Below are 21,754 nucleotides of genomic sequence, written 5' to 3'. Positions count from 1 at the left end.
GGCGCGGACCGACGACGGCGGGAGCCCGGAACCGCAGAACCCCCACCCATCCCGCATTTTGGGCACATTTGCTTAGCTTTAATACTCATGGTTAGGCTTGCCTAAGTCGCGACAATCGATACCTACCGAAAGACCCAGATGAAGCACACGCTGCGCATCCTGGCCGCCACCGCGGCCGCTGCTGCCCTCGCCCTCACCGCCTGCGGGACCCCCGAACCGCAGTCCGGCGCCGCTGGCGAGAGCACCGCCGCCGCCGGCCAGGCCATCTCCGTCGAACACACCCAGGGCACGCTCGAACTCGACGCCCCCGCCACCAAGATCGTCGTCCTCGACTTCGGCGCGCTCGACACCCTCGACGCGCTCGGCGTCGGCGAGTCGGTCATCGGCATCCCGAAGGGCGGCGTCATCCCCGCCCCCGTCGAGGCCTACGGCGCTGACTCCACCACCGACATCGGCACCCTGCAGGAGCCCAACTTCGAGGTCATCGCCGGCCTGGAGCCCGACCTCATCGTCGCCGGCTTCCGCTCCGCCAAGCACGTTCCCGAACTGAACAAGATCGCCCCCACGGTCGACATCACCTACGACTACTCGAAGAGCTTCTACGACGGCGTCGCCTACGCCACCGAGATCCTCGCCGCCGCCACCGGCACGCAGGACAAGGCCGACGCCGAACTCAAGGAACTCTCCGACGCCATCGAGGCCGCCAAGGACAAGGTGCCCGCAGGCAAGAACGCCATGGTGCTCATGACCTCCGGCGGCAAGGTCTCGGCGCACGGCACGCAGTCGCGCTACAACGCGCTGTTCAACGACCTGGGCATCGAGCCCACCATCTCCGACGTCGAGGCCGAGGCTCACGGCGACGCCATCTCCTTCGAGGCCATCCAGCAGGCGAACCCCGACATCATGTTCGTGGTGGACCGCGACTCCGCCATCGGCCAGGAGGGCGCCGCCGCCGAGCAGGTGCTCGACAACGAGTTGATCGCCCAGACCACGGCCTGGGCCAACGACGACGTCGTCTACCTCGACGGCCAGCGGTGGTACATCCTGATCCACGGCGTCAACAACGCCGTCGAGATGATCAACGGGGTGGCAGCCGAGCTGTGACCCTGACAGCCACCCGCACCCCGCGTCGGCCCGCCGTCCGCCCCCTCAACTGGGGGTGGGTCGGCGGGCTCGCCGCGCTGGTGGCGATGGCTGCGGTCTCGCTGTTCGTCGGTGTCGCAGACCTGTCCCCCTGGGACCTCGTCTCCGGCGAGATGACCGACCAGCAGTGGCTCAACCTCTACGCCTCCCGCATCCCCCGCACCGTCGCCGTGCTGCTGGCCGGCGCGGCCCTGGCGCTGTCCGGCCTGCTGATGCAACTGCTGGTGCGCAACCGCTTCGTGGAGCCCTCGACGGTGGGCACCTCCGAGTCTGCGGGCGTGGGCATCCTCATCGCGGTGATGGCCTTCCCCAGCGCCCCCCTGTGGCTGAAGATGGTCATCGCCGTCATCACCGCCCTGGCCGGCACGGCCCTGTTCGTGCGCCTCATCCGCAGCCTCCCGCCGCGCGCGCCCATCGTCGCCGTGCCGCTCGTGGGCATCATGCTGGCCGGCGTCATCTCCGCCGGCACCACGTTCGTCGCCTACCACTTCGACCTCCTCCAGAGCCTCGGCATCTGGATGCAGGGCGACTTCTCCGGCGTGCTGCGCGGCCGCTACGAGCTGCTGTGGCTGCTGGCCGCCGTCGGCGTGATCCTCTGGGTGTTCGCGGACCGCTTCACCGTCGCCTCGCTCGGCGAGGAGCAGGCGACGTCGCTCGGCCTCTCCTACAGGGCCACCCTCAACCTCGGCCTCGCACTCGTGGCCGTCGCCTCCGCGGTGACGCTCGTGGTGGTGGGCTCCATCGGCTTCGTCGGCCTCATCATCCCCAACCTGATCGCGATGTGGCGCGGCGACAACCTCCGCCGCAACATCGCCTGGACCGCGCTCGCCGGCGCCGGCTTCGTGCTGGTCTGCGACCTGCTGGCCCGCACCGTCAACTTCCCCTACGAGATCCCGGTGGGCACCATCTCCGGGGCGCTGGGCGGCACCACGTTCCTCGCGCTCCTGCTCACCGGCAAGCTGAGGACGGCCCGATGACCACCGTCGCCTTCCACCCGGAACACACCCGGACCCGACGCAGCCTCACCCCCGCCGCCCGGCTCTGGGTGGCCCTGGGCGTGTGCCTGCTGGCCGTCGTCGCGTTCATGACCATCAACGCCAGCGGCAGCCTCGACTTCGTCCTGCCCTTCCGCGGCCGCAAGGTGGCCGCCATGGTGCTCGTCGGCTGGGCGACCGGGGTGGCGACGGTTGCGTTCCAGACGGTCACCAACAACCGGCTGTTGACGCCGTCGATCCTCGGCCTCGACGCCCTCTACGCCTTCATCCAGACCGCCCTCATCTTCCTGCTCGGCGTCAGCTTCGTCTCCACGATCGGCCCCTACGCCATGTTCGGCATCATCGTGGCGCTCATGCTGGCCTCCGCCATGATGCTCACCGGCCTGCTCTTCGGCCGCAAGGGCCGGTCCGTGTACCTCGTGGTGCTCGCCGGCCTGGTGCTGGGCTCCATCCTGCGGTCGTTCTCGTCGCTGATCAGCCGCGTGCTGGACCCCACCAGCTACCTCGTGCTGCAGGGCAACCTCTTCGCCTCGTTCAACGCCGTCAACCCGGAGCTGATCGGCGTCGGCGCCGTCATCGTCGCGGGCGCAAGCTGGTGGCTGTGGCGCCAGCGCAACGCGCTCGACGTGCTCACGCTCGGACGCGAGGCCGCCGTCTCGCTGGGGGTCCCCTACCAGCGCACGGTGCGCGCCGTGCTGCTGGTGGCCACGCTGCTCGTGTGCGTCTCGACGGCGCTCGTGGGCCCCATCACGTTCCTCGGCCTCATCGTGGCGGCGGTGGCCTACCAGGTTGCCGGCACCGGCAAGCATGCCTTCACCATGCCGATGGCAGGACTGCTCGGCGTCGGCGTCATCGTGGCCGGCCAGGCCATCCTCGAGCAGGTGTTCGGGCTGGGCACCGTGCTGTCCGTCATCATCGAATTCGCCGGTGGCATCGCGTTCATCTGGCTCGTCATCAGGAAGGTCGCCCGCTCATGATCGAGGTCAAGGACGTCACCAAGCGCTACGGCAAGTCCGTCGTCGTCGACGACGTCACGGTGTCGCTGCCCACCGGCGGCGTCACCGCGATCGTGGGCGCCAACGGCGCCGGCAAGTCGACGCTGCTGTCGATGGTGGCCCGCCTCCTGGGCGCCGACGAGGGCGCGATCACCGTCGGCGACCTCGACGTGGCCAAGGCCGACTCCCGCGAGCTGGCGAAGCGTCTGGCCATCCTGCGGCAGAACAACGACGTGCAGTCGCGGCTCACCGTCACCGACCTGGTGGGCTTCGGCCGCTACCCGCACAGCGGCGGGCGCCACACGAAGGAGGACCGGGAGGCCATCGACCGCGCCATCGGGTGGATGGGCCTGGACGACCTGCGCGACCGCTTCCTCGACGAGATGAGCGGCGGCCAGCGGCAGCGTGCCTTCGTCGCCATGGTGCTCGCGCAGGACACGGAGTACGTGCTGCTCGACGAGCCCCTCAACAACCTCGACGTCTCCCACGCCCACGGCATGCTGCAGACGCTGCGCCGCGCCGCCGACGAGCTGGGCAAGACCGTCGTGATCGTGGTGCATGACATCAACTACGCCAGCTGCTGGGCCGACCAGATCGTCGCCATGAAGCACGGCCGCATCCACTCCGTCGGCACTCCGAACGAGATCGTGCGTCCCGGCCTGCTGCGTGAGGTGTTCGACCTCGACATCGAGGTGGCCGAGTTCCGCGGCCGCCCCATCGCGCACTTCTACCTGCCGGTGCCCACCTGCAACAACTGCCACCGCTCCCAGCGCGACGGCTGCTGCATGGACGGCACGGTCAACGCGCCGGTGCCGCTGACGCTGAGCCAACAGTCGGCCTGAGCCCCGCCGGCCGGGGAGGCGTCAGGCCGCTGACGAGTAGTACGCCTCCAACGCCCTCGCCAGGAACCACGCGTCCTGCACGCCGCACAGCTCCCGGGCCGAGTGCATGCTCAGCAGCCCGATGCCGACGTCGACGGTGGTGATGCCCAGCCGGGTTGCCGTGATGGGGCCGATCGTGGAGCCGCACGGGATCGAGTTGTTCGACACGAACGGCTGCGTGGGCACCCCCGCCTGCTCGCACGCGGCCAGCCAGATGGCCGCACCCCGCGCGTCGGTGGCATAGCGCTGGTTGGCGTTGATCTTCAGCAGCGGCCCGCCGTTGGGCTGCGGGTGGTTCTTGGGGTCGTGGTGCCCCACGTAGTTGGGGTGCACCAGGTGGCCGGAGTCCGCGGAGATGCAGCTGGACCGCGCCAACAGTGCGCGGGTGGCGTCGAGGCCGAGCCCGTATCCGGCGGCGATGCGCTCCAGCACGTCCTGCAGGATGGGCCCACCGGCGCCCGTGGTGGTGTCTGACCCCACCTCCTCGTGGTCGAACGCGACCAGCACGGCGACGTCGGTGCCGACCTTCGTCGACTCCAGCGCCGTGAGGCCGGCGTGCGTCGACGACAGGTTGTCGAGCCGGCCCGACGCGAAGAACTCCTCCTCGGCGCCGATGACGGCCGGGCGCTGCGTGTCGAACAGGTACAGGTCGTGGAAGGCGATGTCGGCGGCCGGGATGCCGGCCAGCTCCGCGAGGTGCTCCATCACGGGGCGCTTCAGGTCGACGGCGACCACCGGCTGCATGTGCTGCTGCTTGTCGAGCTTCAGCGCGTCGTTGGCGCCGCGGTCGAGGTGGATGGCCAGCTGCGGGATGCGGGCGATGGGCCCGCTCCTGACCAGGTGGCTCTCACCGCTGCGGGTGACGATGCGGCCCGCGATGCCCAGGTCACGGTCGAGCCATGAGTTCAGCAACGGCCCGCCGTAGACCTCGACGCCCACCTGCGTCCAGCCTCCGCTGCGGATCGGGTCTCCCGGCTTCACCTTGAACGACGGCGAATCCGTGTGGGTGCCGACGATGCGGAAGCCCGCGTCCTCCGCCAGTTCCTCCGGCGCGACCCAGGCGACCACGGCGCCGTCGCGCTGGATGAACCGCTTGCCCGTGACGCCGCGGAAGGGGCGGCGCGGATCCAGCTCCTCGAAGCCCACCGCCCGGAGCCGCTGCGCCATGGTGGCTGCGGCGTGGTAGCTGGTGGGCGAGGCCGTCACGAAGCCGGCGAGGTCTGCGATGTGGTCTGGGGCGGTGCTGAGCATGGCCTCCAAGATAGCCCCGCCTCAGCCGACGTCGGTGGCCCGGGGCAGCTGACGCACGGGCGGGTCGAGCAGCGACGGCTCCGACGACAGCAGGCCGCGCTCACGCTCGCGCATCTCCTCGTAGTCGAGCATCTCCGTCACCGTCACCTGCCGGGGCGTGTCGTCGACGCCACTGAGCTGGGCCAGCTCCTCCGACGAGACCTCGTAGTCGCGAAAGCGGCGGGCCGAGACCATAACGCGGCTCTCCAGCGCGCCGACCGCCTTGTTGTAGTTCGTCACGGCAGTGCCGAGCGAGCGGCCGAGCCGCTCGAAGTGGCCGCCGAGGGTGGCCAGCCGCTCGTAGAGCTCGCGACCCAACTTGGAGATCTCGCCGGCCGTCTCCGCCAGCGCGACCTGCTTCCAGCCGTTGGCCACGATCTGCAGCTGCGGGATGAGCAGCCCGGGCGAGGCCAGCACCACGTGCTTGCGGGTGGCGTAGTCGTGCAGGTCTGGCATGTGTTCCATGGCGAGGCGGTAGAACTCGTCCGACGGCAGGTACAGCACGACGAACTCCGGCGAGCCCAGGTCGAGCTGCCAGTAGTTCTTGCCCGCCAACTGGTCGATGTGGGTCTTGACGTGCCTGGCGAACGTGGCGAAGTGCCCGCGCTGCGCCTCCGCGTCCTCCGTGTTGTAGGCCTCGAGGACCGCCGACAGCGGCACCTTGGCGTCGACGAAGATCACCTTGCCGGCAGGCAGGTTGACGCGGAGGTCAGGGCGGAACAGGCCGTCGTCCGAGGTGTAGCTCTGCTGCGTGTCGAAGTCACAGCGCTCCGTCAGGCCCGAGATCTCGACGATGCGCTTGAGGCTGCGCTCACCCCACGCGCCGCGCACCTGCGGCGTGCGCAGCGCCTGGCTGAGGCTGGTGGTCTCACGCCGGATGGCCTCGCCCGAGACGCGCACCGTGTTGACCTGCTCCGAGAGTTCGGCAGCCATCCGCACGCGGTCCTTCTCCACCGCCTGCAGCTTCTCCTGCATCTGGCGCAGCCCGTCGGCCAGCGGCGCCACCAGCTGCTCGGTGGCCTTCATCCGCTGCTCGGCGACGGCGTCTGCGGCCCTGCCCTGCTTCTCGAGCGACTCCGACGAGAGCACCTTGAACTGGTTGAGCAGCACCTCACGGTCTGCAGCCTGCTCCTGGGCCTTCTGGACGGCCGCGTCGCGCTCCGCCTCCGCGGCTGCCACCATGGCCTGCACCTTCGCCGTCTCCCGCTGGGCCTCGGCCACCAGGCGCTGCGCGTCCGCCGCCACCGCGCGCATCTCGGACTTGTCCGCCAGGACCTGCGCGATCTCGGCCTTGGCCGTCGCCGCCTCCTCGCGGGCCCGGCTGGCGTCGGCGCGGGCCTGGGCCACGTCGTCGCGCGCCTGCAGCAACTGCCGCTGCTCCTGCTCACGCGCAGCGGCATCCGAGGCTGTCGACGTGGCGGTGCTGCGGCGGCCGAGGAGGTAGCCTCCGACGGCGCCCAGGACGAGGGCGAAGAGCCCGAAGAGGATGGCGAGTGCTTCCATGTCCCCCAGCTAATCAGCGGCCGCCGACAAAACCGGACTCCCACTCCGGGGCACCGGCAACCGGCGGCCGGGAGACGCCCGGCCACGGCAGTGACACAATGGGGCGGGTGAGCATCCTTGCCGATCTTGCCGAATCCATCCCCGACGCCGTCGAGCGGCTCGAGGGCATCGTCGCGCACACCCCCGTGCAGCTGAACCAGCGGCTGTCGGCCGCGACCGGTTCGGAGATCTGGCTCAAGCGCGAGGACCTCCAGCCGGTGCGCTCCTACAAGCTGCGCGGCGCCTACAACCTCATGAGCCAGCTCAACGAGGAGGAGAAGGCGGCCGGCGTGGTGTGCGCCTCGGCAGGCAACCACGGCCAGGGCGTCGCGTTCTCCGCCGCCGCGCTCGGCATCCACGCCACCGTCGTGGTACCCCACCCCACGCCGCGCCAGAAGCGCGACCGCATCCAGAAGATCGGCGGCAGGTACGTCGACCTCGTCCTGCACGGCGCCACCTACGACGAGGCCTCCGAGGAGTCCGTGCGCCTCGCTAGCCAGGGCATGGTGCTGGTGCCGGCCTTCAACGACCCGCGCACCGCCGCAGGCCAGGCCACGCTCATGGTGGAGGCGTTCGACCAGCTGGGCTTCGTGCCCGACGTCGTCGTCCTGCCCATCGGCGGCGGCGGCCTGGTGGCCGGTTGTGCCGCCTGGCTACGGGCCCTGCACCCGGAGGTGCGGATCATCGGCGTGGAGCCGGAGGGCGCGCCCTGCGTCGCCGCCGCCATCTCCGCGGGCCGGCCGGTGACGCTCAACACCATCGACACGTTCGTCGACGGCGCGGCCGTGCGCCGCGTCGGCGACTACACCTTCCAGGCCATCCGCGAAGCCCGCATCGAGCTGGCGCGCGTGCCCGAGGGCCAGATCTGCACCGAGATGCTGGACATGTACCAGACCGACGGCATCATCGCCGAGCCGGCGGGCGCCCTCGCCGCCGCCTCGCTGCCCACCGGCGGCGTGGGGCCGCGCGTGCAGATCCCTACCGGGTCGCGCGTCCTGGTACTGGTCAGCGGCGGCAACAACGACGTCTCGCGCTACGCCGACGTGGTGGAGCGCGCGCTGATCCACGAGGGCCGCAAGCGCTACTTCCTGGTGGAGTTCCCGCAGCAGCCGGGCGCGCTGCGCATGTTCCTCGACTCGGTGCTGGGCCCCGACGACGACATCACCTACTTCGAATACGTCAAGCGCACCAACAAGGAGACCGGCCCCGCCCTCGTGGGCGTGGAACTGGGCAACCCCGGCGACTACCGCTTCCTGCTGCAGCGCATCGACGAGTGCGGCATGAAGACCGAGGAGATCGCCTACGACTCCCCGTACTTCACCTTCCTCGTCTAGGCGAGCAGCACGCCCTGGCGTTCGAGGAGCGCCGCGTAGGCACCCGGCACCGCGGCGAGCTCCGACGGCGGCCCGGCCTGCACCACGCGCCCGTCCTCCAGCACCACCACGTGGTCGGCCTCCAGCGAGCTGGCCACCCGGTGCGTGATCTCCACGACGGTGGCCTCCGGCCGCGCCGCCCGCAGGCTGCGGGCCACCTCCCCGGCGAGTTCGCCGTCGAGGTTGGAGGTGTACTCGTCGAGCACGAACACCCGCGCCCGGGTGACCAGCGCCCGCGCCAGCGCCAGCCGCGCCCGCTGCCCGCCGGACCACCGCCCGGCGAGCTCGCCCACTGCGGTGTCGTAGCCGTGCGACAGCCCCTCGACGTGGTCGTGGATCCGCGCCTGGCGGCATGCCTCCCGCAGCTCATCGTCCGTGGCGTCCGGCCTTGCCAGCCTCAGGTTGGCGGCGACGGTGTCGTTGAACAGGAACGGGCGTTGCGACACGTGCGTGATCGCGGTGCGGAGCTCGGCGAGCCCCACGCCGCGCAGGTCGGCCCCGCCCACGGTGACCGCCCCGTCGTCGGGGTCGACGTAGCGCAGCGCCAGCTGGGCCAGCGTGCTCTTGCCCGCGCCGGACGTGCCCACCAGGCACGTGTGCAGCCCGGCCGGCGCCACCGCCGTGACGCCCTTCAGCGCCGCCTCGCGGCTGCCGCCGCCCTCGGCCGGGTAGGTGTACCCCACCTCATGCCAGGCGATGTCGAGTGGCCCGCCGGGCAGCGACTGCGGCTCGGCGGGGTCCGCCACCGCGGGCGGCGTGTGCGTCAGGGCGAACAGCCGACGCGCCGAGGCGAACGACGCGTCCAGGTCGACGAGGAAGTCCTCCACGCCCTTGGTGATGTCGAAGCTGCGCAGGGCGACGGCGACGGCGGCCGCCAGCAGCGTTGTGTCCACCTGGGCGCCCACGCCGACCACCACCATCGCCAGGAGCGTGGCGAAGCCGATCGCCATCGCCGCAGCACGGCGCACGACGGCGGTGCGGGCCGCTCGCGCCCCCACCTGTTCCAGCTCGGCCTCGATGGTGCCGGCGTCGGCCAGGCGCTGCTGCTGGAGGCCGTAGCCCGTGACCTCGACGAGGCCCTGCACCGAGTCCGTGACGCTGTGGGTCAGCCTGCCGCGCAGGGTGCCGGTGTAGTCGGCGGCGCGGCGCGCGAGCCGGGCCTCGAACATCGGCACGGCGACGAGCGTCGTGGCCAGCCCTGCGGCCGCGATCCCCGCCAGCGGCCACGACACCGTCGCGCCGATCACCGTCACGGCGACGGCGGGCGCCAGCACGGCCGTGACCGCCGGGGCGAACGTGTGCGCGAAGAAGACCTCGAGCCGGTCGACGTCCTTGGTGGCGCGCTCGAGGAGGTCGCCCGAACGGCTCCGGCTCATCACGGCCGGGGCCTGTGGCCAGAGTCGGGCGAACATCTCGCGCCGGAGCAGTTCCAGCGCCCGGAACGCCACCAGGTGGCCGAGGAACTGCTCCAGGTAGCGGCTGACGGCCTTGAGCAGGCTCAGCCCGATCATCGTCGACGCCAACGCCCAGAGGCTGGGCGCGTCGTCGCCGGCGAACCGGACGACCGCCGCCACGCCCACTCCGAACAGGGCCAGCCCCGCGAGCAGGTCGACCAGGCGGAAGACGGTGGAGGCGGCCAGCGGGGCGAGCACCGGCCGGGTGACGCCCAGCAGCCAGCGGCTCAGCGCGGCGCGGCCGGCGTCGAGGGTCGGCTCAGACATGGGTGTCCTCCTTCGTGAGGATCCCGCCGGCCATGGTCCACCGCGAGGTGGCGTGTTCGGCGGTCGACGGGCGGTGGGTGACCAGCACGATGGTGTGGTCGTCGGCCAGTTCGGCCAGGGCGCGCACGATCGCCTGCTCGGAGTGCAGGTCCACCTGCGACGTGGGCTCGTCGAGCAGGAGCAGCTTCCTGCCGGAGAGGAAGGCGCGCGCCAGCGCGAGTCGCTGGGCCTGCCCGCCGGACAGGGCGTGGCCCTTCTCCCCCACCTGGGTGTCGAGTCCGAGCGGCGTGCGGCGGACGAAGCCGGCCAGGTCGACGAGGTCGAGCGCGCGCCACAGGTCGTCGTCGGTGGCCTCGGGCCTGACCAGGCGGAGGTTGTCGGCCAGCGTGCCGGTGAACAGCCAGGTGGTCTGCGCCACGAGTGCGCTGGCCGCCCGCACCGAGTCCTGGGTCTCCGCGGTGAGGGTGACCCCGTCCACCACGACCCGGCCCGACAGCGGCACGAGGTCGCCCTTCAGTGCGCGCACCAGGGTCGACTTCCCGGAGCCGGACGGGCCCAGGACGGCGGCGAACCCACCCGCCGGGAGGTCGAGTGAGGCCCCGTGCACCACGGGCCGGCCACGGTAGCCGAGGTCCGCCCCGGCCACCTCCACGCCGTGGGAGCCCGTCGTCGCCGGGACGGGCTCGGCCCTCCGTCGCCCGGTCGACGGCGGCCCGGCGAGGAACCTGCGCATCGCGCGTTGCGACGCCTGGCCGCTCATGCCGATGTAGAAGAACGAGCCGATCATGTCGAGCGGCGCCAGGAGCAGGATGGCGCTCAACACCAGCGCCATCGCCTCGCCGACGGTGATGGCCCCACCCTCGAGCCGCCACGCCGCCAGGACGACCGAGGCCGTCACCGCGCCGAGGGAGAAGACCGCATCGGTGACGAACAACACCAACTGGTTGCGGGCCAGCAGGCGCATGGTGGCCTGCCGGTTCGCCTCCCCGACCTCGGCCAGGTCTGCCTCGACGCGAGGGGCGGCGCCCAGCACGGTGATGGTCTCCAGGCCCTGGATGGATTCGAGGTACCGGTTCGCCAGCTGGGCGCGGGCCCGCCGCGACGCGCCCGAGACCTTGCGGAACGCCTGGGTGAAGCCCCGCACCGTCAGCGGGATGACCGGCAGCGCCAGGGCGAGCAGCCCTGCCGACAGCGGGTCGACGAACACGGCCAGCACCACGAGCACTGCGAAGGGGCCGAGCGCGGTGCCGATCATCGGCCCCAGGAACGTCTGGCGGAACACCGTGACGCGCTCCACCGACTCGGTGAGCAGGCCGACGGTACTGCCCGCGCTGTCGTGGTCGCGTTCGTCCGGCGCCCCGTCCCACCACCGCCGCAGCAGCCGTTCCCGCAGCGGGCGCTCCTCGCGGCGGGCACCGGTCAGCGACAGGTACTGCCCGCCGACCGTGGCGGCGATCGCCACCAGCCCCAGCAGGGCGGCGGCGAGCACCAGCGGCAGGCGCACGCCGTCGTCGATCAGCCCGCCGACGGCGACGAACATGCCGGCGGTGGCCATGGCGGCCAGCACCGACAGCCCCAGGGTGAGCCTGATGCGCCGTTCACCCTGCGGGGTGCCGAGCGGGAGCCGGGGTCCGGTGGGACGGGAGGCGCCGGAGTGCACGTCAGCCGGCCTGGGCGATGATCTCGGCGATGGCGCGGTAGCCCTCCGGCGTGTTGGTGCCGGACAGGGCGGAGGCCTCGTCCATCGGGATGAGGTGGACCTGGCGGTTGGCGATGGCCCGGACGTCGGCCAGCGCGGGGTTGGCCAGCAGGGCGTCGAACGGGGTGGAGCCCTGGCCCATGAAGTCCTCCAGGAAGATCACGTCGGGGTTGGCGACGGCGATGAGTTCGGCGTCGATCGGACGGGTCTGGGTGATGCCGACCTTCGAGGCCGTGCTGACGCCACCGGCGCGCTGCACGAGGTGCGCGAGCATGACGGAGTCGTCCATGGCCATGACGGAGTTCCCGCGCGCCATCAGCGAGAGCGTGGTGGGCGCGGCGCCGCTGAGGTCGGCGTCGATCTCCTCGACGGCGGCGGTCAGCTCGCCGGACAGCTCGGAGGCGCGCTCCTCATGGCCCAGCGCGCGGCCGAGCACGTCGATGGCCGCCGCGACGCCCTCGGGCGTGTTGAACGACTCGGGTCCGAAGTTCAGCATGGGCACTCCTGTGGCGGACGGTTGTTCGGCGGCGAGGTCTCGGCGGTAGCGTCGCCGAGCGAGCAGGTTGAGGTCGCGGCGTTCACCAGCACGACCGCTCTGCCCAGCAGGAGGAGCACGACGGCGAGCCGGACGTCGGCCATGGTGCGTGCGGTCAGGTCTCCGTTGAGCCAGAACATGGCCGAGCGCGCGTCCTCGGCGTTGACGGCGTTGGTGATACGGCTGATGACCTCCCCGCGGAGGTCAGTGCTTGACTGCGCGGCGCAGGTCCTTGCGGAGCTCCGGCGGCAGCGCGAACTGCAGCGTCTCCTCCGTGAGCCGCTCCTCGACCGCCGCCGGGTAGCCCTGCTCCTCGAGGAACTTCAGCACGCCCTGCACCAGGTCATCGGGCACGGAGGCGCCCGACGTGACCCCAACCGACTCCACGCCCTCGAGCCACTCGGGCTTGATCTCGGTGTGGTTGTCAACGCGATGCGCGGCCTTGGCCCCCGCCTCCAACGCCACCTCGACGAGGCGCACGGAGTTCGACGAGTTGGCCGAGCCCACCACGATCATGAGGTCACAGCCCCCGCCCGCGATCTGCTTGACGGCCAACTGGCGGTTCTGGGTGGCGTAACAGATGTCGTCCGACGGCGGGTCCATCAGCAGCGGGAACTTCTGGCGCAGCAGGCCCACCGTCTCCATGGTCTCGTCCACCGACAAGGTGGTCTGCGACAGCCAGGCGACGTCGGCGCCCTCGGGCAACTCGAGCTTCGCGACGTCGTCGGGATGCTGCACCAGGATGGTCTGCTCCGGCGCGTGGCCCATGGTGCCGTCGACCTCCTCATGGCCCTGGTGGCCGATGAGCAGGATGGTCTTGCCGTCCGTGGCGAAGCGCTTGGCCTCGTGGTGCACCTTCGTGACCAGCGGGCAGGTGGCGTCGATGGTCTTCAGGCCACGGTCTGCCGCCTCCGCCTTGACCGCGGGCGAGACGCCGTGCGCGGAGAACACCACCGTCGACCCCGTGGGCACCTGCTCGAGTTCCTCCACGAAGATCGCGCCACGCTGCTCGAGGTCCTCGACGACGTGGCGGTTGTGCACGATCTCCTTGCGGACGTAGACGGGCGCGCCGTACAGGTCGAGCGCCTTCTCCACGGTGATCACGGCACGGTCCACGCCCGCGCAGTACCCGCGGGGCGCAGCGACAACGACTCGTTTGGTGGCAGTCATGCCTCTCAGTCTAGGTGAAATAGGAAATACTCCCGCTTCGGTATCCTCTGGCCATGAGATCACCTCAGCTCCACGCCGTCGGGTTCGACTTCAAGAACATGGACGCGCTCACCAAGGCCGCCTTCGACGGCGGGGTCAGGGGCGTCAACAAGGCCCCGGGCTTCGCGCTCATCGGCGCCTACTCGGACCCGAGCGGCGCCCGGCTGGCGTTCCTGCAACGCAAGGGGCAGGCGGTCAACGTGTCGGCCGGGTTGCGCTCGGAGGCGACGTACCGGGCGCAGGTGATCCGCTTCACGGACCTGCTGGCGCGCGTGGCGGTCTACTCCCCCGGCGAGGACGGTGGGCTACTCGCCCAGTTCCTGGCCATGGTCGACGACCCCATCGCCTACGAGCAGCACGAACTGGGCCCCGGCGGCGGCTTCTCGATCATCCAGGCCCTGCAGGTGGGCGCGCTGGCCATGGACGTCGAGGTGTTCGCGGACGAGGCGGCGTTCCAGGCCTCCGACGCAGCCCGCGTGGGGGCGATGCTGATGGAGCCACGCTCGATGGTGTCGCCGTCGCTGATGGGGCTGCAGGCCGCGTCGATCACCATCGAGGAGGCCACGCCCACCCTGTTGATGGCCGCCGTCGTCGAGGCCGTGGAGGTGCGGCGCAACGAGCTGAGCGGTGTCGACTTCCAGTACGTGCGGGCCTCGAGCATCATCGACCTGACGCTCGCCGTGCCGATGGAGCACCCCGTCGAGCCCGGCAACGTCGTCCACGGCACGTTCTACGCCACCGCCAACGCCGGCACCTGGGACCGCAACGCCGGCTGACCGCGCCGCTGTCGGCGGCTCCCACTAGGGTGGCCCGCATGGCACTGACCAGCTCCCCGGAACAACCGCAGCCGCTCGGCCGCGTCATCGGGGCGGTCAAGGACTGGGTCAGCCGCTGCGGCGAGATCTGGGTGGACGCCCAGGTCGTCGAGATCAAGCGCCGCAACGCCCCCACGCAGTTCATGACGTTCAGGGACCGCATCGCGGACATGTCCTGCCAGGTCACCGCCTCCACGCTCGTGCTCGACGCCGCCGGCCCCATCCCCGAGGGCTCCCGCGTCACGGCCCGCATCCGGCCGCGCGTGTGGGACCGCAACTCCACGCTCAGCTACGAATGCCTCGAGCTCCGGGTGGCCGGTGAGGGCCGCCTGTTGGCGCAGCTGGAGCAGCTCAAGCGCAAGCTGCAGGCCGAGGGCCTCTTCGAGGCGTACCACAAGCGACGGCTGCCGATGCTGCCGCGCATGATCGGCCTGGTGACAGGCAAGGACTCCGACGCCGAACGCGACGTGGTCACCAACGTCGAGCGACGCTGGCCCGGCGCCCGAATCCGCATCCGCCACGCCCTGGTACAGGGGGCGGACTCGGCCGAATCGGTCATGACGGCGCTGGCCGGGCTGGATGCGGACCCGGAGGTCGACGTCATCATCATCGCCCGCGGCGGCGGTTCGCTGGAAGACCTGCTGAGCTTCTCCGACGAGGGCCTGGTGCGCGCCGTGCACGCCGCCCGCACGCCGGTGATCACCGCCATCGGCCACGAGCGCGACTTCCCGCTGGTCGACTTCGTCGCAGACCACCGCGCCTCCACCCCCACCGACGCCGCCAAGCACGTGGTGCCCGACCATGCGGCCGAGACCGCCGGCGTCACCCAGACCCTCGAGCGGCTGCGCCGCGCGGTCGACGGCCTGCTCAGCCACCAGCAGCACCAGCTCGATGCCCTGCGGTCGAGGCCCGTCCTGGTGGATCCCACCAGGTCGTTCGACGCGCACGTCGAGCGCCTCACGCTGCTGAGGCACCGGCTCGAGGCCGCCGTCGACCGGTGCCTCCGCTCCGAGGAGTCGGACCTCCGCTCGGCCGTGAGCACCATCCGGGCCCTCTCCCCCAAGCGCACGTTGGAGCGCGGGTACGCCGTCCTGGTGGACGAGCACCACGCCTCCGTGTCCAGCGTCGCCGACACCGCCGTCGGCTCCCGCATCCACGCCTACCTCGCCGACGGCCAGTTGGCGCTGGACGTCGCCGACGTCACGGACGGCGCGTCGTGATGGCCCGACCGCGCATTACCGAAGGGAAACCACCATGGCTGACGAGAAGCTGACCTACGAGCAGGCCCGCGACGAGCTGGTGACCGTGGTCGGCCAGTTGGAGTCCGGCGGCGCGTCACTGGCGGATTCCATGGCGCTGTGGAAGCGCGGCGAGGAGCTGGCCAAGATCTGCCAGGAGTTCCTCGACGGCGCGAAGGCCCAGGTGGCGAAGGCCCGCGCATCTGACTCCTGACGAGGAACGAGCCAGCGCCCTCGAAGGAACGAGCCAGCGCCCACGAAGAGCGGTTCCTGAGGGGCGCCCGCGAGGAACGAGCCAGCTCCCACGAAGGGCGGTTCCTGAGGGGCGCCCGCGAGGAACGAGCCAGCGCCCACGAAGGGCGGTTCCTGAGGGGCGCCCGCGAGGAACGAGCCAGCGCCCACGAAGGGCGGTTCCTGAGGGGCGCCCGCGAGGAACGAGCCAGCGCCCACGAAGGGCGGTGCCTACTTCCCCACCAACGTCGAGGTGAACGCCTCGAGTTCCGCGAAGTCGGTGTCTGCGGACACGACGGTGGTGACGCCGTCGGTGTCGTTGACGAGGCTGCGGGTGCGCCCGTCCTTGCTCTCGTAGCGAGACCAGTCACGCCCGGCCAGCGAGGTCTCCTCGCCGATCTCCGCGCCCTCGCGGGTGGCCTCGCGCACCAGTTCCGGGCCGGACTCGTCGCGCTGCAGCACGCCGTAGTAGATCTCGTCGGGCGAGAGGTAGCCCACCTGCCACGAGTTGCCCAGCGCTGGGTCCGTCGTGATCCAGGGCTCGCCCTTGGTGGCCCAGGCGGCACGCACGGGGATCCAGCCTTCGCCCAGGCCCTCGGCGACGAGCACCGGGTACGGCGACTCCGCCTCCGCACGGCTGACGAACGGCCCCAGGTCGATGGCGCGGGCCTCCTGCTCCGGCGTGGAGGTGAACAGGACGATGAGCAGCAGCACCGGGACGGCAATCACCGCGAGCGAGATGATCATGTCCCTGCCGCGGGCCTTCGGGTTGCGTGCCATGCGCGCCACCCTACCCAGCCGTCGACGGCGGCAGCCACCCGCGCGTGGGCGGTCCCGAGCGGGGGTCAGCGCCCGAAGCGACGCTCCCGCTGCGTGTAGGCGCGCAGCGCGCGGACGAAGTCGACGCGGCGGAAGTCCGGCCACAGCGCCTCGCAGAAGTAGAACTCGCTGTGCGCGGATTGCCACAGCAGGAAGCCCGACAGCCGCTGCTCCCCCGAGGTGCGGATGATGAGGTCCGGATCGGGCTGGCCCTTCGTGTAGAGGTGCTCCGAGATCTGGTCGATCTCCAGCGTCTCGGCGATCTCCTCCAGCGACGCGCCGTCCTGCGCCTTCTCCGCCAGCAGCGAGCGCACCGCGTCGCGCAGTTCGTGCCGGCCGCCGTAGGCGATCGCCACGTTGACCACCATGCCGTCGATGCCCTCGGTCGACGCCGACGCGGTCCGCAGGGCATCGGCGCAGCCGTCGTCCAGCAGGTCAAGGGCCCCGACGACGTGCACGCGCCAGCGCCTCGTGGCGGCCAGGTCTCGCACCAGGTCCTGGATGACGCCCAGCAGCGGCGTCAGCTCCGCCTCCTCGCCGCGGCTGAGGTTCTCCGTGCTGAGCACCCAGAGAGTGACGACCTTCAGCCCGGCCTCCTCGCACCACTCGACGAACTCGAGCAGCTTCGCGGCGCCTGCCCGGTACCCGGCGACGAGGGGCTCACCCGGGGCGTTCATCCGCGCCCAGCGACGGTTGCCGTCTGCCAGGACGGCGACGTGTTCCGGCAGCGATTCCTTGTCCAGCTTCTCCAGCACGCCGCGCTCGTAGGTGGCGTACAGCCATTTCGGCGGCCACCACCGCTCCGTGAGCCGGCGCACAAGGGACATGCGGAAAGCCTAGGGCATCGCCGCAAGCAGCGGCCGACGGGCCATGATGGAACCGTGCGCCACCGCTTGGTTTTCGCCGCCCCACCGGTTAACCTACGGTTGCGTAAGTTACGGAAGCGTAGGTAAAGCATGAGCGACACCACCCCCACGGCGGAGGCCCCCATCCGCAGCAACCCCATCGCGACCGCGGCCGGGAGCATCAAGCCCAAGTTGCGCGGCTGGCTGCACCTCGGCATGTCGCCGGTCATCTTCATCGCCGGCCTGGCGTTCACCACCTTCGCGCCCGAACTCATCGGCCGCATCGGCGCGGCCGTCTACACGCTCGCCGCCGTGCAGCTGTTCGGCACCAGCGCGGTGTACCACCGCGGGAACTGGTCTGACAGGGCCAACGCCATCTTCCGCCGCATCGACCACTCCAACATCTTCGTGTTCATCGCCGGCACCTACACTCCGCTGACCCTCAGCCTGCTCGACGGCGGCGCGCGCTGGAGCCTCCTGATCCTGATCTGGTCCATCGCCGTACTGGGCGTCATCTTCCGCACCACCTGGTTGTCGGCGCCCCGCTGGCTGTACACGCTGCTGTACGTCGCGATGGGGTGGGCCGCCGTCGGCTGGTTGAACCAGTTCTGGGCCGCGGGCGGCCCCGCCGTGGTGGTCCTCCTGCTGGCCGGCGGGCTCGTCTACTCGCTGGGCGCGGTGGCCTACGGCACCAAGCGGCCGCAGCTGTCGCCCACCTGGTTCGGCTTCCACGAGGTGTTCCACGCCTGCACGATCATCGCCGCGGTGCTCCACGCAGTCGCCATCGGGCTGGCCATTTTCTGACCCGCACGGGCCGGGGCGCGGGTAGTTTGGGGACATGACGGTCCCGTTCCCCATTGACTGGAAGCACGCCATGGTGGTCGTCGCCCACCCGGACGACCCCGAGTACGGCATGGCCGCGGCCGTCGCCAGGTGGACGCGCGAGGGCAAGAGGGTCACCTACGTCCTGGCCACCAGCGGCGAGACCGGCATCGAGGGGATGCCACCCAGCGAGGCCGGCCCCCTGAGGGAGGAGGAACAGCGCCGCGCGGCCGCCCAGGTGGGCGTCAACCGGCTCATCTGGCTCGACCTCCCCGACAGCCGCCTGTCCGAGACGCCCGGGCTGGCCGACGCCATCGGGCACGCGCTCGACGCCCACCCGGCCGACCTGGTGATCTCCACCTACCGCGGCCCGGAATGGGGCCCGGGCCTCCCGAATCAGGCCGACCACATCGCGATCGGCGAGGCCACCATCGAGGCCGTGCAGGGCAGGGACGTGTGGGTCTTCGAGAACGGCCCCGGCTCCACGCACCACGTCGAGGTGAGCGACGGCGACGTCCAGGCCGCCATCCGGTCGCTCGCGGAGCACCAGGTCTACCTCGCCGTCCTCGACCCCACCACGCCGGTGAGGGCGCAGGCCAGGGCCGTGGTGTACCGCTCCATCACGCGCGCCGACCGGGACAGCCGGGTGGGCTTCACGCTCGTCTCGGCGCCCACCCGCAACTGAATCACATCGATGTCATTTGGGCCTTCACAGGTGCTCCCCTGACGGGTTAAGGTCGGGTCATGGAGAACCGCTCCATCTCAGAAGACCCGGTCCCCTGACCCACTGACGGGGGCAGGCAAGAGCGCGGCCCCCGCGAAGGGAGCAACAGTGCTCAACCTGTCAGACCAGCAGACTTCCCCCACCGCTGCGCAGCCCGCCACCGCCATCAAGACCTACGTCGTCGACACCTCCGTCCTCCTCTCCGACCCGAGGGCGATGCTCCGCTTCAAGGAGCACAACGTGATCCTGCCGATCGTGGTCATCACGGAACTCGAGGCCAAGCGCCACCACCCCGAACTGGGCTACTTCGCCCGTTCCGCGCTGCGCCTCCTCGACGACCTGCGGGTCGAACACGGCCGCCTCGACACCCCGCTGCCCACCAACGACCTGGGCGGCAACCTGCGGGTCGAGCTCAACCACAGCAACGAGGAAGCCCTGCCCCCCGGGTTCCGCCTCGGCGACAACGACACCCGCATCCTCGCCGTCGCCCTGAACTACGCCAACGAGGGCCACGACGTGGTGCTCGTCACCAAGGACGTGCCGCTGCGCGTCAAGGCCGCCGCCGTCGGGCTGGCCGCCGAGGAGTACCGCAACGACCTGGCCATCCACACCGGGCACACGGGCATGGCGGAGCTCGACGTCACCTCCGACGAGGTCGACGCCCTCTACTCCGACGGCGTGCTCACCACCGATGAGGCGCGCGACGTCGTCGTGCACTCGGGAGTGGTGGTCAACGCACCGGATTCGTCGGCGCTCGCCCGGAAGCTGCCCGACGGCAAGCTGCGGCTGATCAAGCACGACCGTGAGGTCTTCGGGGTCCGCGGCCGCTCCGCGGAGCAGCGCGTGGCGCTCGAACTGCTCATGGACGACTCCATCGGCATCGTCTCGCTGGGTGGCCGGGCGGGTACCGGCAAGTCGGCGCTGGCTCTGTGCGCCGGCCTCGACGCCGTGCTGGAGCAGCGCAAGTACACCAAGGTGATGATCTTCCGCCCGCTGTACCCCGTCGGCGGGCAGGAGCTCGGGTACCTGCCCGGCAGCGCGGACGAGAAGATGCAGCCCTGGGGCCAGGCGGTGTTCGACACGCTCTCGGCGGTCACCAACAAGTACGTGATCGACGAGCTGGTCGAGCAGGACATGATCGAGGTCCTCCCGCTGACCCACATCCGCGGCCGGTCGCTGCACGACGCGTTCATCATCGTCGACGAGGCGCAGTCGCTGGAGCGCAACGTCTTGCTGACGGTGCTGTCGCGCGTGGGCCAGAACTCGCGGGTGGTGCTCACCCACGACGTGGCGCAGCGCGACAACCTGCGCGTCGGGCGCCACGACGGCATCGTCGCTGTGATCGAGAAGCTGAAGGGCAATCCCCTCTTCGCCCACGTGACGCTGACCCGCTCCGAGCGCTCCCAGATCGCCGCGCTGGTCACCGACATGCTCGAGGTGGATTCCTTCGCCGGTTGAGCCGTCTCCCCGGGGCCGGGCCACCGCGCCCTGCCCCCGGGGGACGTCGGTCAACCCCAGGTCATTCCGCCCTGATGGCGGCAAGCGGGCTCAGTTTCATCGCCCGTTGTGCGGGCAGCACGCCCGCCACCGTGCCGATCAGCGTGGCGAAGCCGACGGCGCCCACCATCAGCCAGGCGGGGATCACCGACAACGAGCCGGGGCCACCCTCGGCGCTGAACTGGGCCCCGAGCGTCGCGTTCAGCACGCCGGAGGCCACCAGTGACAACAGCAACCCCATCAGCCCACCGAAGAACCCGATGGTGGAGGCCTCGATGAGGAACATCCTGCGGATGTCGCCCAGCGCCGCGCCCATCACCTTCATGATGCCGATCTCCTTGGTGCGCTCGTAGACGCTCATCATCATGGTGTTGGCGATGCCGATGGCCGCCACCAGCAGCGAGATGAACCCGATGCCGCCGAAGACCGCCTGGATCATCAGGGCCTGCTGCTGCGCCTGCCGGATCCACTCCACCTCCGCGTAGGCCTGGTAGCCCATGTCGCGCAGGGCGTTGAGCACCTCCTCGGCCTGCTCGGGGCTGTCGGTCAGCACGCGGAACTCGGTGTAGATGAACTCCTTGCCCAGCGGTTTCCCGTCGGAGGTGGCCGGCTGGTTCGGCAAGGCCTTGCCGGGCAGGGCCTTCTGCAGCCACGTGATCATGGCGTCCAGGTCCGCCCACACCATGCCCGAGTACGGGCCCCACTGGCCCTCCCCGCGGTCGTTGCGCAGTTCCCCCACCACGGGCAGGATGTGCCGCTTCGGGGGCGCCTGGGGCGCCGTCGGGTCCTCGCCGGCGGGCGGCGCGCCGTCGATGGGCACCGGGCCGTAGTCGCCCCACTGGGTGAGCGTGCCGAACAGCGTCTGGGTCTGGAAGTCGAGCTCCAGGGGCATGCCGCTGACCGGGTCCCAGAACTGCTGGTCGAGCATGTCGCCCAGCAGCAGGCCGAAGCTGCCCTCCTGCGGCAGCTCGCCCCACTCCAGCGGCAGGTCCATCTCCTGGAACGCCTCGGCGGGCAGGCCCTGGACCTGGAAGAACTGCTTGGCGCTGCCCGCGCTGATCTCCAGGTCGGCGAGGTAGACGGGCCACACCGCCGTCGCGCCCGGCACCGTGGCCAGGTGCGCGCGCATGGCATCGTTCATCTTCGTGGGCGTGCCGGGGGCGGCCTGTTCCTGCGGCGGTGGGCCGGAGACCGAGACCTGGCGCAGGTTGATGTTCTCGAACTGCGCGGTGAAGCCCGACGACAGGCCCACGCCGAGCGACACCATCACGATGACCGCCGTGGTGCCGATGAGCACGCCGAGCACGGTCAGCGACGTGCGGAACAGCCGCTGCCGCAGGCTCGCGAAGCTCGTCGCGAGAAGGTCCGTCCAGCGCATGG

At 70.8% G+C, this 21,754-nt stretch carries 21 protein-coding genes; 11 read left to right on the top strand and 10 right to left on the bottom strand.

Annotation, left to right across the window (positions count from 1 at the left end):
- Positions 1-138: 138 nt before the first annotated feature.
- From ABEA30_RS06450 to ABEA30_RS06435, 4 genes are read left to right on the top strand one after another with little or no spacing between them, the layout of a single operon-like run.
- Complete coding sequence (locus ABEA30_RS06450; RefSeq protein ID WP_345580720.1) at positions 139-1,104, top strand: siderophore ABC transporter substrate-binding protein; 966 nt, start codon at positions 139-141, stop codon at positions 1,102-1,104.
- The gene (locus ABEA30_RS06445; protein WP_345580717.1) at positions 1,101-2,120 is read left to right on the top strand and encodes an ABC transporter permease; all 1,020 of its coding nucleotides are present in this window, start codon (positions 1,101-1,103) and stop codon (positions 2,118-2,120) included. Before ABEA30_RS06450 ends, ABEA30_RS06445 begins: the two co-directional genes overlap by 4 nt.
- Positions 2,117-3,115: an iron chelate uptake ABC transporter family permease subunit gene (locus tag ABEA30_RS06440; protein ID WP_345580714.1), complete on the top strand. Its 999-nt coding sequence runs from the start codon at positions 2,117-2,119 to the stop codon at positions 3,113-3,115. Before ABEA30_RS06445 ends, ABEA30_RS06440 begins: the two co-directional genes overlap by 4 nt.
- Positions 3,112-3,975: an iron ABC transporter ATP-binding protein gene (locus ABEA30_RS06435; RefSeq protein ID WP_345580711.1), complete on the top strand. Its 864-nt coding sequence runs from the start codon at positions 3,112-3,114 to the stop codon at positions 3,973-3,975. Before ABEA30_RS06440 ends, ABEA30_RS06435 begins: the two co-directional genes overlap by 4 nt.
- Before the next feature lie 21 nt (positions 3,976-3,996).
- Here the strand turns inward: ABEA30_RS06435 and ABEA30_RS06430 are convergent, their stop codons facing one another.
- On the bottom strand, positions 3,997-5,265 hold the full coding sequence (locus tag ABEA30_RS06430) for a M18 family aminopeptidase (RefSeq protein ID WP_345580706.1): 1,269 nt from the start codon (positions 5,263-5,265) through the stop codon (positions 3,997-3,999).
- Positions 5,266-5,286: 21 nt separating this feature from the next.
- The gene (gene rmuC, locus ABEA30_RS06425; RefSeq protein ID WP_345580703.1) at positions 5,287-6,807 is read right to left on the bottom strand and encodes a DNA recombination protein RmuC; all 1,521 of its coding nucleotides are present in this window, start codon (positions 6,805-6,807) and stop codon (positions 5,287-5,289) included.
- A gap of 98 nt (positions 6,808-6,905) precedes the next feature.
- Between rmuC and ilvA the strand changes: the two genes are divergently transcribed.
- The gene (gene ilvA / locus ABEA30_RS06420; RefSeq protein WP_345580700.1) at positions 6,906-8,180 is read left to right on the top strand and encodes a threonine ammonia-lyase IlvA; all 1,275 of its coding nucleotides are present in this window, start codon (positions 6,906-6,908) and stop codon (positions 8,178-8,180) included.
- Here the strand turns inward: ilvA and cydC are convergent.
- From cydC to ABEA30_RS06395, 5 genes are all read right to left on the bottom strand, one after another.
- Positions 8,177-9,940 (bottom strand): thiol reductant ABC exporter subunit CydC, encoded by a 1,764-nt coding sequence (gene cydC, locus ABEA30_RS06415; protein WP_345580697.1) that lies wholly within the window; start codon positions 9,938-9,940, stop codon positions 8,177-8,179. The genes ilvA and cydC overlap by 4 nt on opposite strands.
- Positions 9,933-11,600, bottom strand: coding sequence for an ABC transporter ATP-binding protein/permease (locus ABEA30_RS06410; RefSeq protein WP_345580694.1), 1,668 nt, complete (start codon positions 11,598-11,600; stop codon positions 9,933-9,935). Before ABEA30_RS06410 ends, cydC begins: the two co-directional genes overlap by 8 nt.
- Position 11,601: 1 nt before the next feature.
- The gene (locus ABEA30_RS06405; protein ID WP_345580691.1) at positions 11,602-12,135 is read right to left on the bottom strand and encodes an ABC transporter substrate-binding protein; all 534 of its coding nucleotides are present in this window, start codon (positions 12,133-12,135) and stop codon (positions 11,602-11,604) included.
- On the bottom strand, positions 12,129-12,314 hold the full coding sequence (locus ABEA30_RS06400) for a hypothetical protein (protein ID WP_345580688.1): 186 nt from the start codon (positions 12,312-12,314) through the stop codon (positions 12,129-12,131). Before ABEA30_RS06400 ends, ABEA30_RS06405 begins: the two co-directional genes overlap by 7 nt.
- 64 nt (positions 12,315-12,378) lie before the next feature.
- Positions 12,379-13,344: a 4-hydroxy-3-methylbut-2-enyl diphosphate reductase gene (locus ABEA30_RS06395; RefSeq protein ID WP_345580685.1), complete on the bottom strand. Its 966-nt coding sequence runs from the start codon at positions 13,342-13,344 to the stop codon at positions 12,379-12,381.
- 53 nt (positions 13,345-13,397) lie between these two features.
- Between ABEA30_RS06395 and ABEA30_RS06390 the strand changes: the two genes are divergently transcribed.
- From ABEA30_RS06390 to ABEA30_RS06380, 3 genes are read left to right on the top strand one after another with little or no spacing between them, the layout of a single operon-like run.
- The gene (locus ABEA30_RS06390; protein ID WP_345580682.1) at positions 13,398-14,159 is read left to right on the top strand and encodes a hypothetical protein; all 762 of its coding nucleotides are present in this window, start codon (positions 13,398-13,400) and stop codon (positions 14,157-14,159) included.
- A gap of 38 nt (positions 14,160-14,197) precedes the next feature.
- The gene (xseA, locus tag ABEA30_RS06385; RefSeq protein ID WP_345580679.1) at positions 14,198-15,418 is read left to right on the top strand and encodes an exodeoxyribonuclease VII large subunit; all 1,221 of its coding nucleotides are present in this window, start codon (positions 14,198-14,200) and stop codon (positions 15,416-15,418) included.
- A 34-nt stretch (positions 15,419-15,452) separates the two neighbouring features.
- Entirely contained in the window at positions 15,453-15,650 is a 198-nt protein-coding gene (locus ABEA30_RS06380) for an exodeoxyribonuclease VII small subunit (protein WP_345580676.1), read from the top strand.
- Between the two features lie 248 nt (positions 15,651-15,898).
- Here ABEA30_RS06380 and ABEA30_RS06375 read toward each other — a convergent pair whose 3' ends face one another.
- The gene (locus ABEA30_RS06375) at positions 15,899-16,447 is read right to left on the bottom strand and encodes a DUF4245 domain-containing protein (RefSeq protein ID WP_345580673.1); all 549 of its coding nucleotides are present in this window, start codon (positions 16,445-16,447) and stop codon (positions 15,899-15,901) included.
- Between the two features lie 65 nt (positions 16,448-16,512).
- Positions 16,513-17,313, bottom strand: a complete 801-nt coding sequence (locus tag ABEA30_RS06370; RefSeq protein ID WP_345580670.1) for an isoprenyl transferase — start codon at positions 17,311-17,313, stop codon at positions 16,513-16,515.
- Positions 17,314-17,442: 129 nt separating this feature from the next.
- Here ABEA30_RS06370 and trhA point away from each other — a divergent pair, with 129 nt between their 5' ends.
- The 3 genes from trhA to ABEA30_RS06355 all read left to right on the top strand — a co-directional run bounded on the left by trhA (position 17,443) and on the right by ABEA30_RS06355 (position 20,335).
- Positions 17,443-18,135, top strand: a complete 693-nt coding sequence (trhA, locus tag ABEA30_RS06365; RefSeq protein ID WP_345580667.1) for a PAQR family membrane homeostasis protein TrhA — start codon at positions 17,443-17,445, stop codon at positions 18,133-18,135.
- 34 nt (positions 18,136-18,169) lie between these two features.
- A complete protein-coding gene (locus ABEA30_RS06360) occupies positions 18,170-18,838 on the top strand; it encodes a PIG-L deacetylase family protein (protein ID WP_345580664.1) in 669 nt (222 codons plus the stop codon).
- A 147-nt stretch (positions 18,839-18,985) separates the two neighbouring features.
- Positions 18,986-20,335 carry a PhoH family protein gene (locus tag ABEA30_RS06355; RefSeq protein WP_345580661.1) on the top strand — a complete coding sequence of 450 codons (1,350 nt, stop codon included), beginning with the start codon at positions 18,986-18,988 and terminating at the stop codon, positions 20,333-20,335.
- 61 nt (positions 20,336-20,396) lie between these two features.
- Here ABEA30_RS06355 and ABEA30_RS06350 read toward each other — a convergent pair whose 3' ends face one another.
- Positions 20,397-21,752 (bottom strand): ABC transporter permease, encoded by a 1,356-nt coding sequence (locus ABEA30_RS06350; protein WP_345580658.1) that lies wholly within the window; start codon positions 21,750-21,752, stop codon positions 20,397-20,399.
- Positions 21,753-21,754 lie beyond the last annotated feature (2 nt).

Source organism: Tessaracoccus lubricantis, from assembly GCF_039544535.1.
Lineage (GTDB): Bacteria > Actinomycetota > Actinomycetes > Propionibacteriales > Propionibacteriaceae > Arachnia > Arachnia lubricantis.
This window is presented reverse-complemented; position numbering and strand designations above follow the sequence as displayed.

What these genes read in the sequence shown, in the direction of transcription:
- ABEA30_RS06370 (WP_345580670.1), bottom strand. Translation starts at nt 17,313, where the DNA reads ATGTCCCTTGTGCGCCGGCTCACGGAGCGGTGGTGGCCGCCGAAATGG.
- ABEA30_RS06360 (WP_345580664.1), top strand. Translation starts at nt 18,170, where the DNA reads ATGACGGTCCCGTTCCCCATTGACTGGAAGCACGCCATGGTGGTCGTC.
- ABEA30_RS06395 (WP_345580685.1), bottom strand. Translation starts at nt 13,344, where the DNA reads ATGACTGCCACCAAACGAGTCGTTGTCGCTGCGCCCCGCGGGTACTGC.
- ABEA30_RS06390 (WP_345580682.1), top strand. Translation starts at nt 13,398, where the DNA reads ATGAGATCACCTCAGCTCCACGCCGTCGGGTTCGACTTCAAGAACATG.
- ABEA30_RS06400 (WP_345580688.1), bottom strand. Translation starts at nt 12,314, where the DNA reads ATGTTCTGGCTCAACGGAGACCTGACCGCACGCACCATGGCCGACGTC.
- ABEA30_RS06430 (WP_345580706.1), bottom strand. Translation starts at nt 5,265, where the DNA reads ATGCTCAGCACCGCCCCAGACCACATCGCAGACCTCGCCGGCTTCGTG.
- trhA (WP_345580667.1), top strand. Translation starts at nt 17,443, where the DNA reads ATGAGCGACACCACCCCCACGGCGGAGGCCCCCATCCGCAGCAACCCC.
- cydC (WP_345580697.1), bottom strand. Translation starts at nt 9,940, where the DNA reads ATGTCTGAGCCGACCCTCGACGCCGGCCGCGCCGCGCTGAGCCGCTGG.
- ABEA30_RS06380 (WP_345580676.1), top strand. Translation starts at nt 15,453, where the DNA reads ATGGCTGACGAGAAGCTGACCTACGAGCAGGCCCGCGACGAGCTGGTG.
- xseA (WP_345580679.1), top strand. Translation starts at nt 14,198, where the DNA reads ATGGCACTGACCAGCTCCCCGGAACAACCGCAGCCGCTCGGCCGCGTC.
- ilvA (WP_345580700.1), top strand. Translation starts at nt 6,906, where the DNA reads ATGGGGCGGGTGAGCATCCTTGCCGATCTTGCCGAATCCATCCCCGAC.
- ABEA30_RS06405 (WP_345580691.1), bottom strand. Translation starts at nt 12,135, where the DNA reads ATGCTGAACTTCGGACCCGAGTCGTTCAACACGCCCGAGGGCGTCGCG.
- ABEA30_RS06450 (WP_345580720.1), top strand. Translation starts at nt 139, where the DNA reads ATGAAGCACACGCTGCGCATCCTGGCCGCCACCGCGGCCGCTGCTGCC.
- ABEA30_RS06440 (WP_345580714.1), top strand. Translation starts at nt 2,117, where the DNA reads ATGACCACCGTCGCCTTCCACCCGGAACACACCCGGACCCGACGCAGC.
- ABEA30_RS06435 (WP_345580711.1), top strand. Translation starts at nt 3,112, where the DNA reads ATGATCGAGGTCAAGGACGTCACCAAGCGCTACGGCAAGTCCGTCGTC.
- rmuC (WP_345580703.1), bottom strand. Translation starts at nt 6,807, where the DNA reads ATGGAAGCACTCGCCATCCTCTTCGGGCTCTTCGCCCTCGTCCTGGGC.
- ABEA30_RS06350 (WP_345580658.1), bottom strand. Translation starts at nt 21,752, where the DNA reads ATGCGCTGGACGGACCTTCTCGCGACGAGCTTCGCGAGCCTGCGGCAG.
- ABEA30_RS06375 (WP_345580673.1), bottom strand. Translation starts at nt 16,447, where the DNA reads ATGGCACGCAACCCGAAGGCCCGCGGCAGGGACATGATCATCTCGCTC.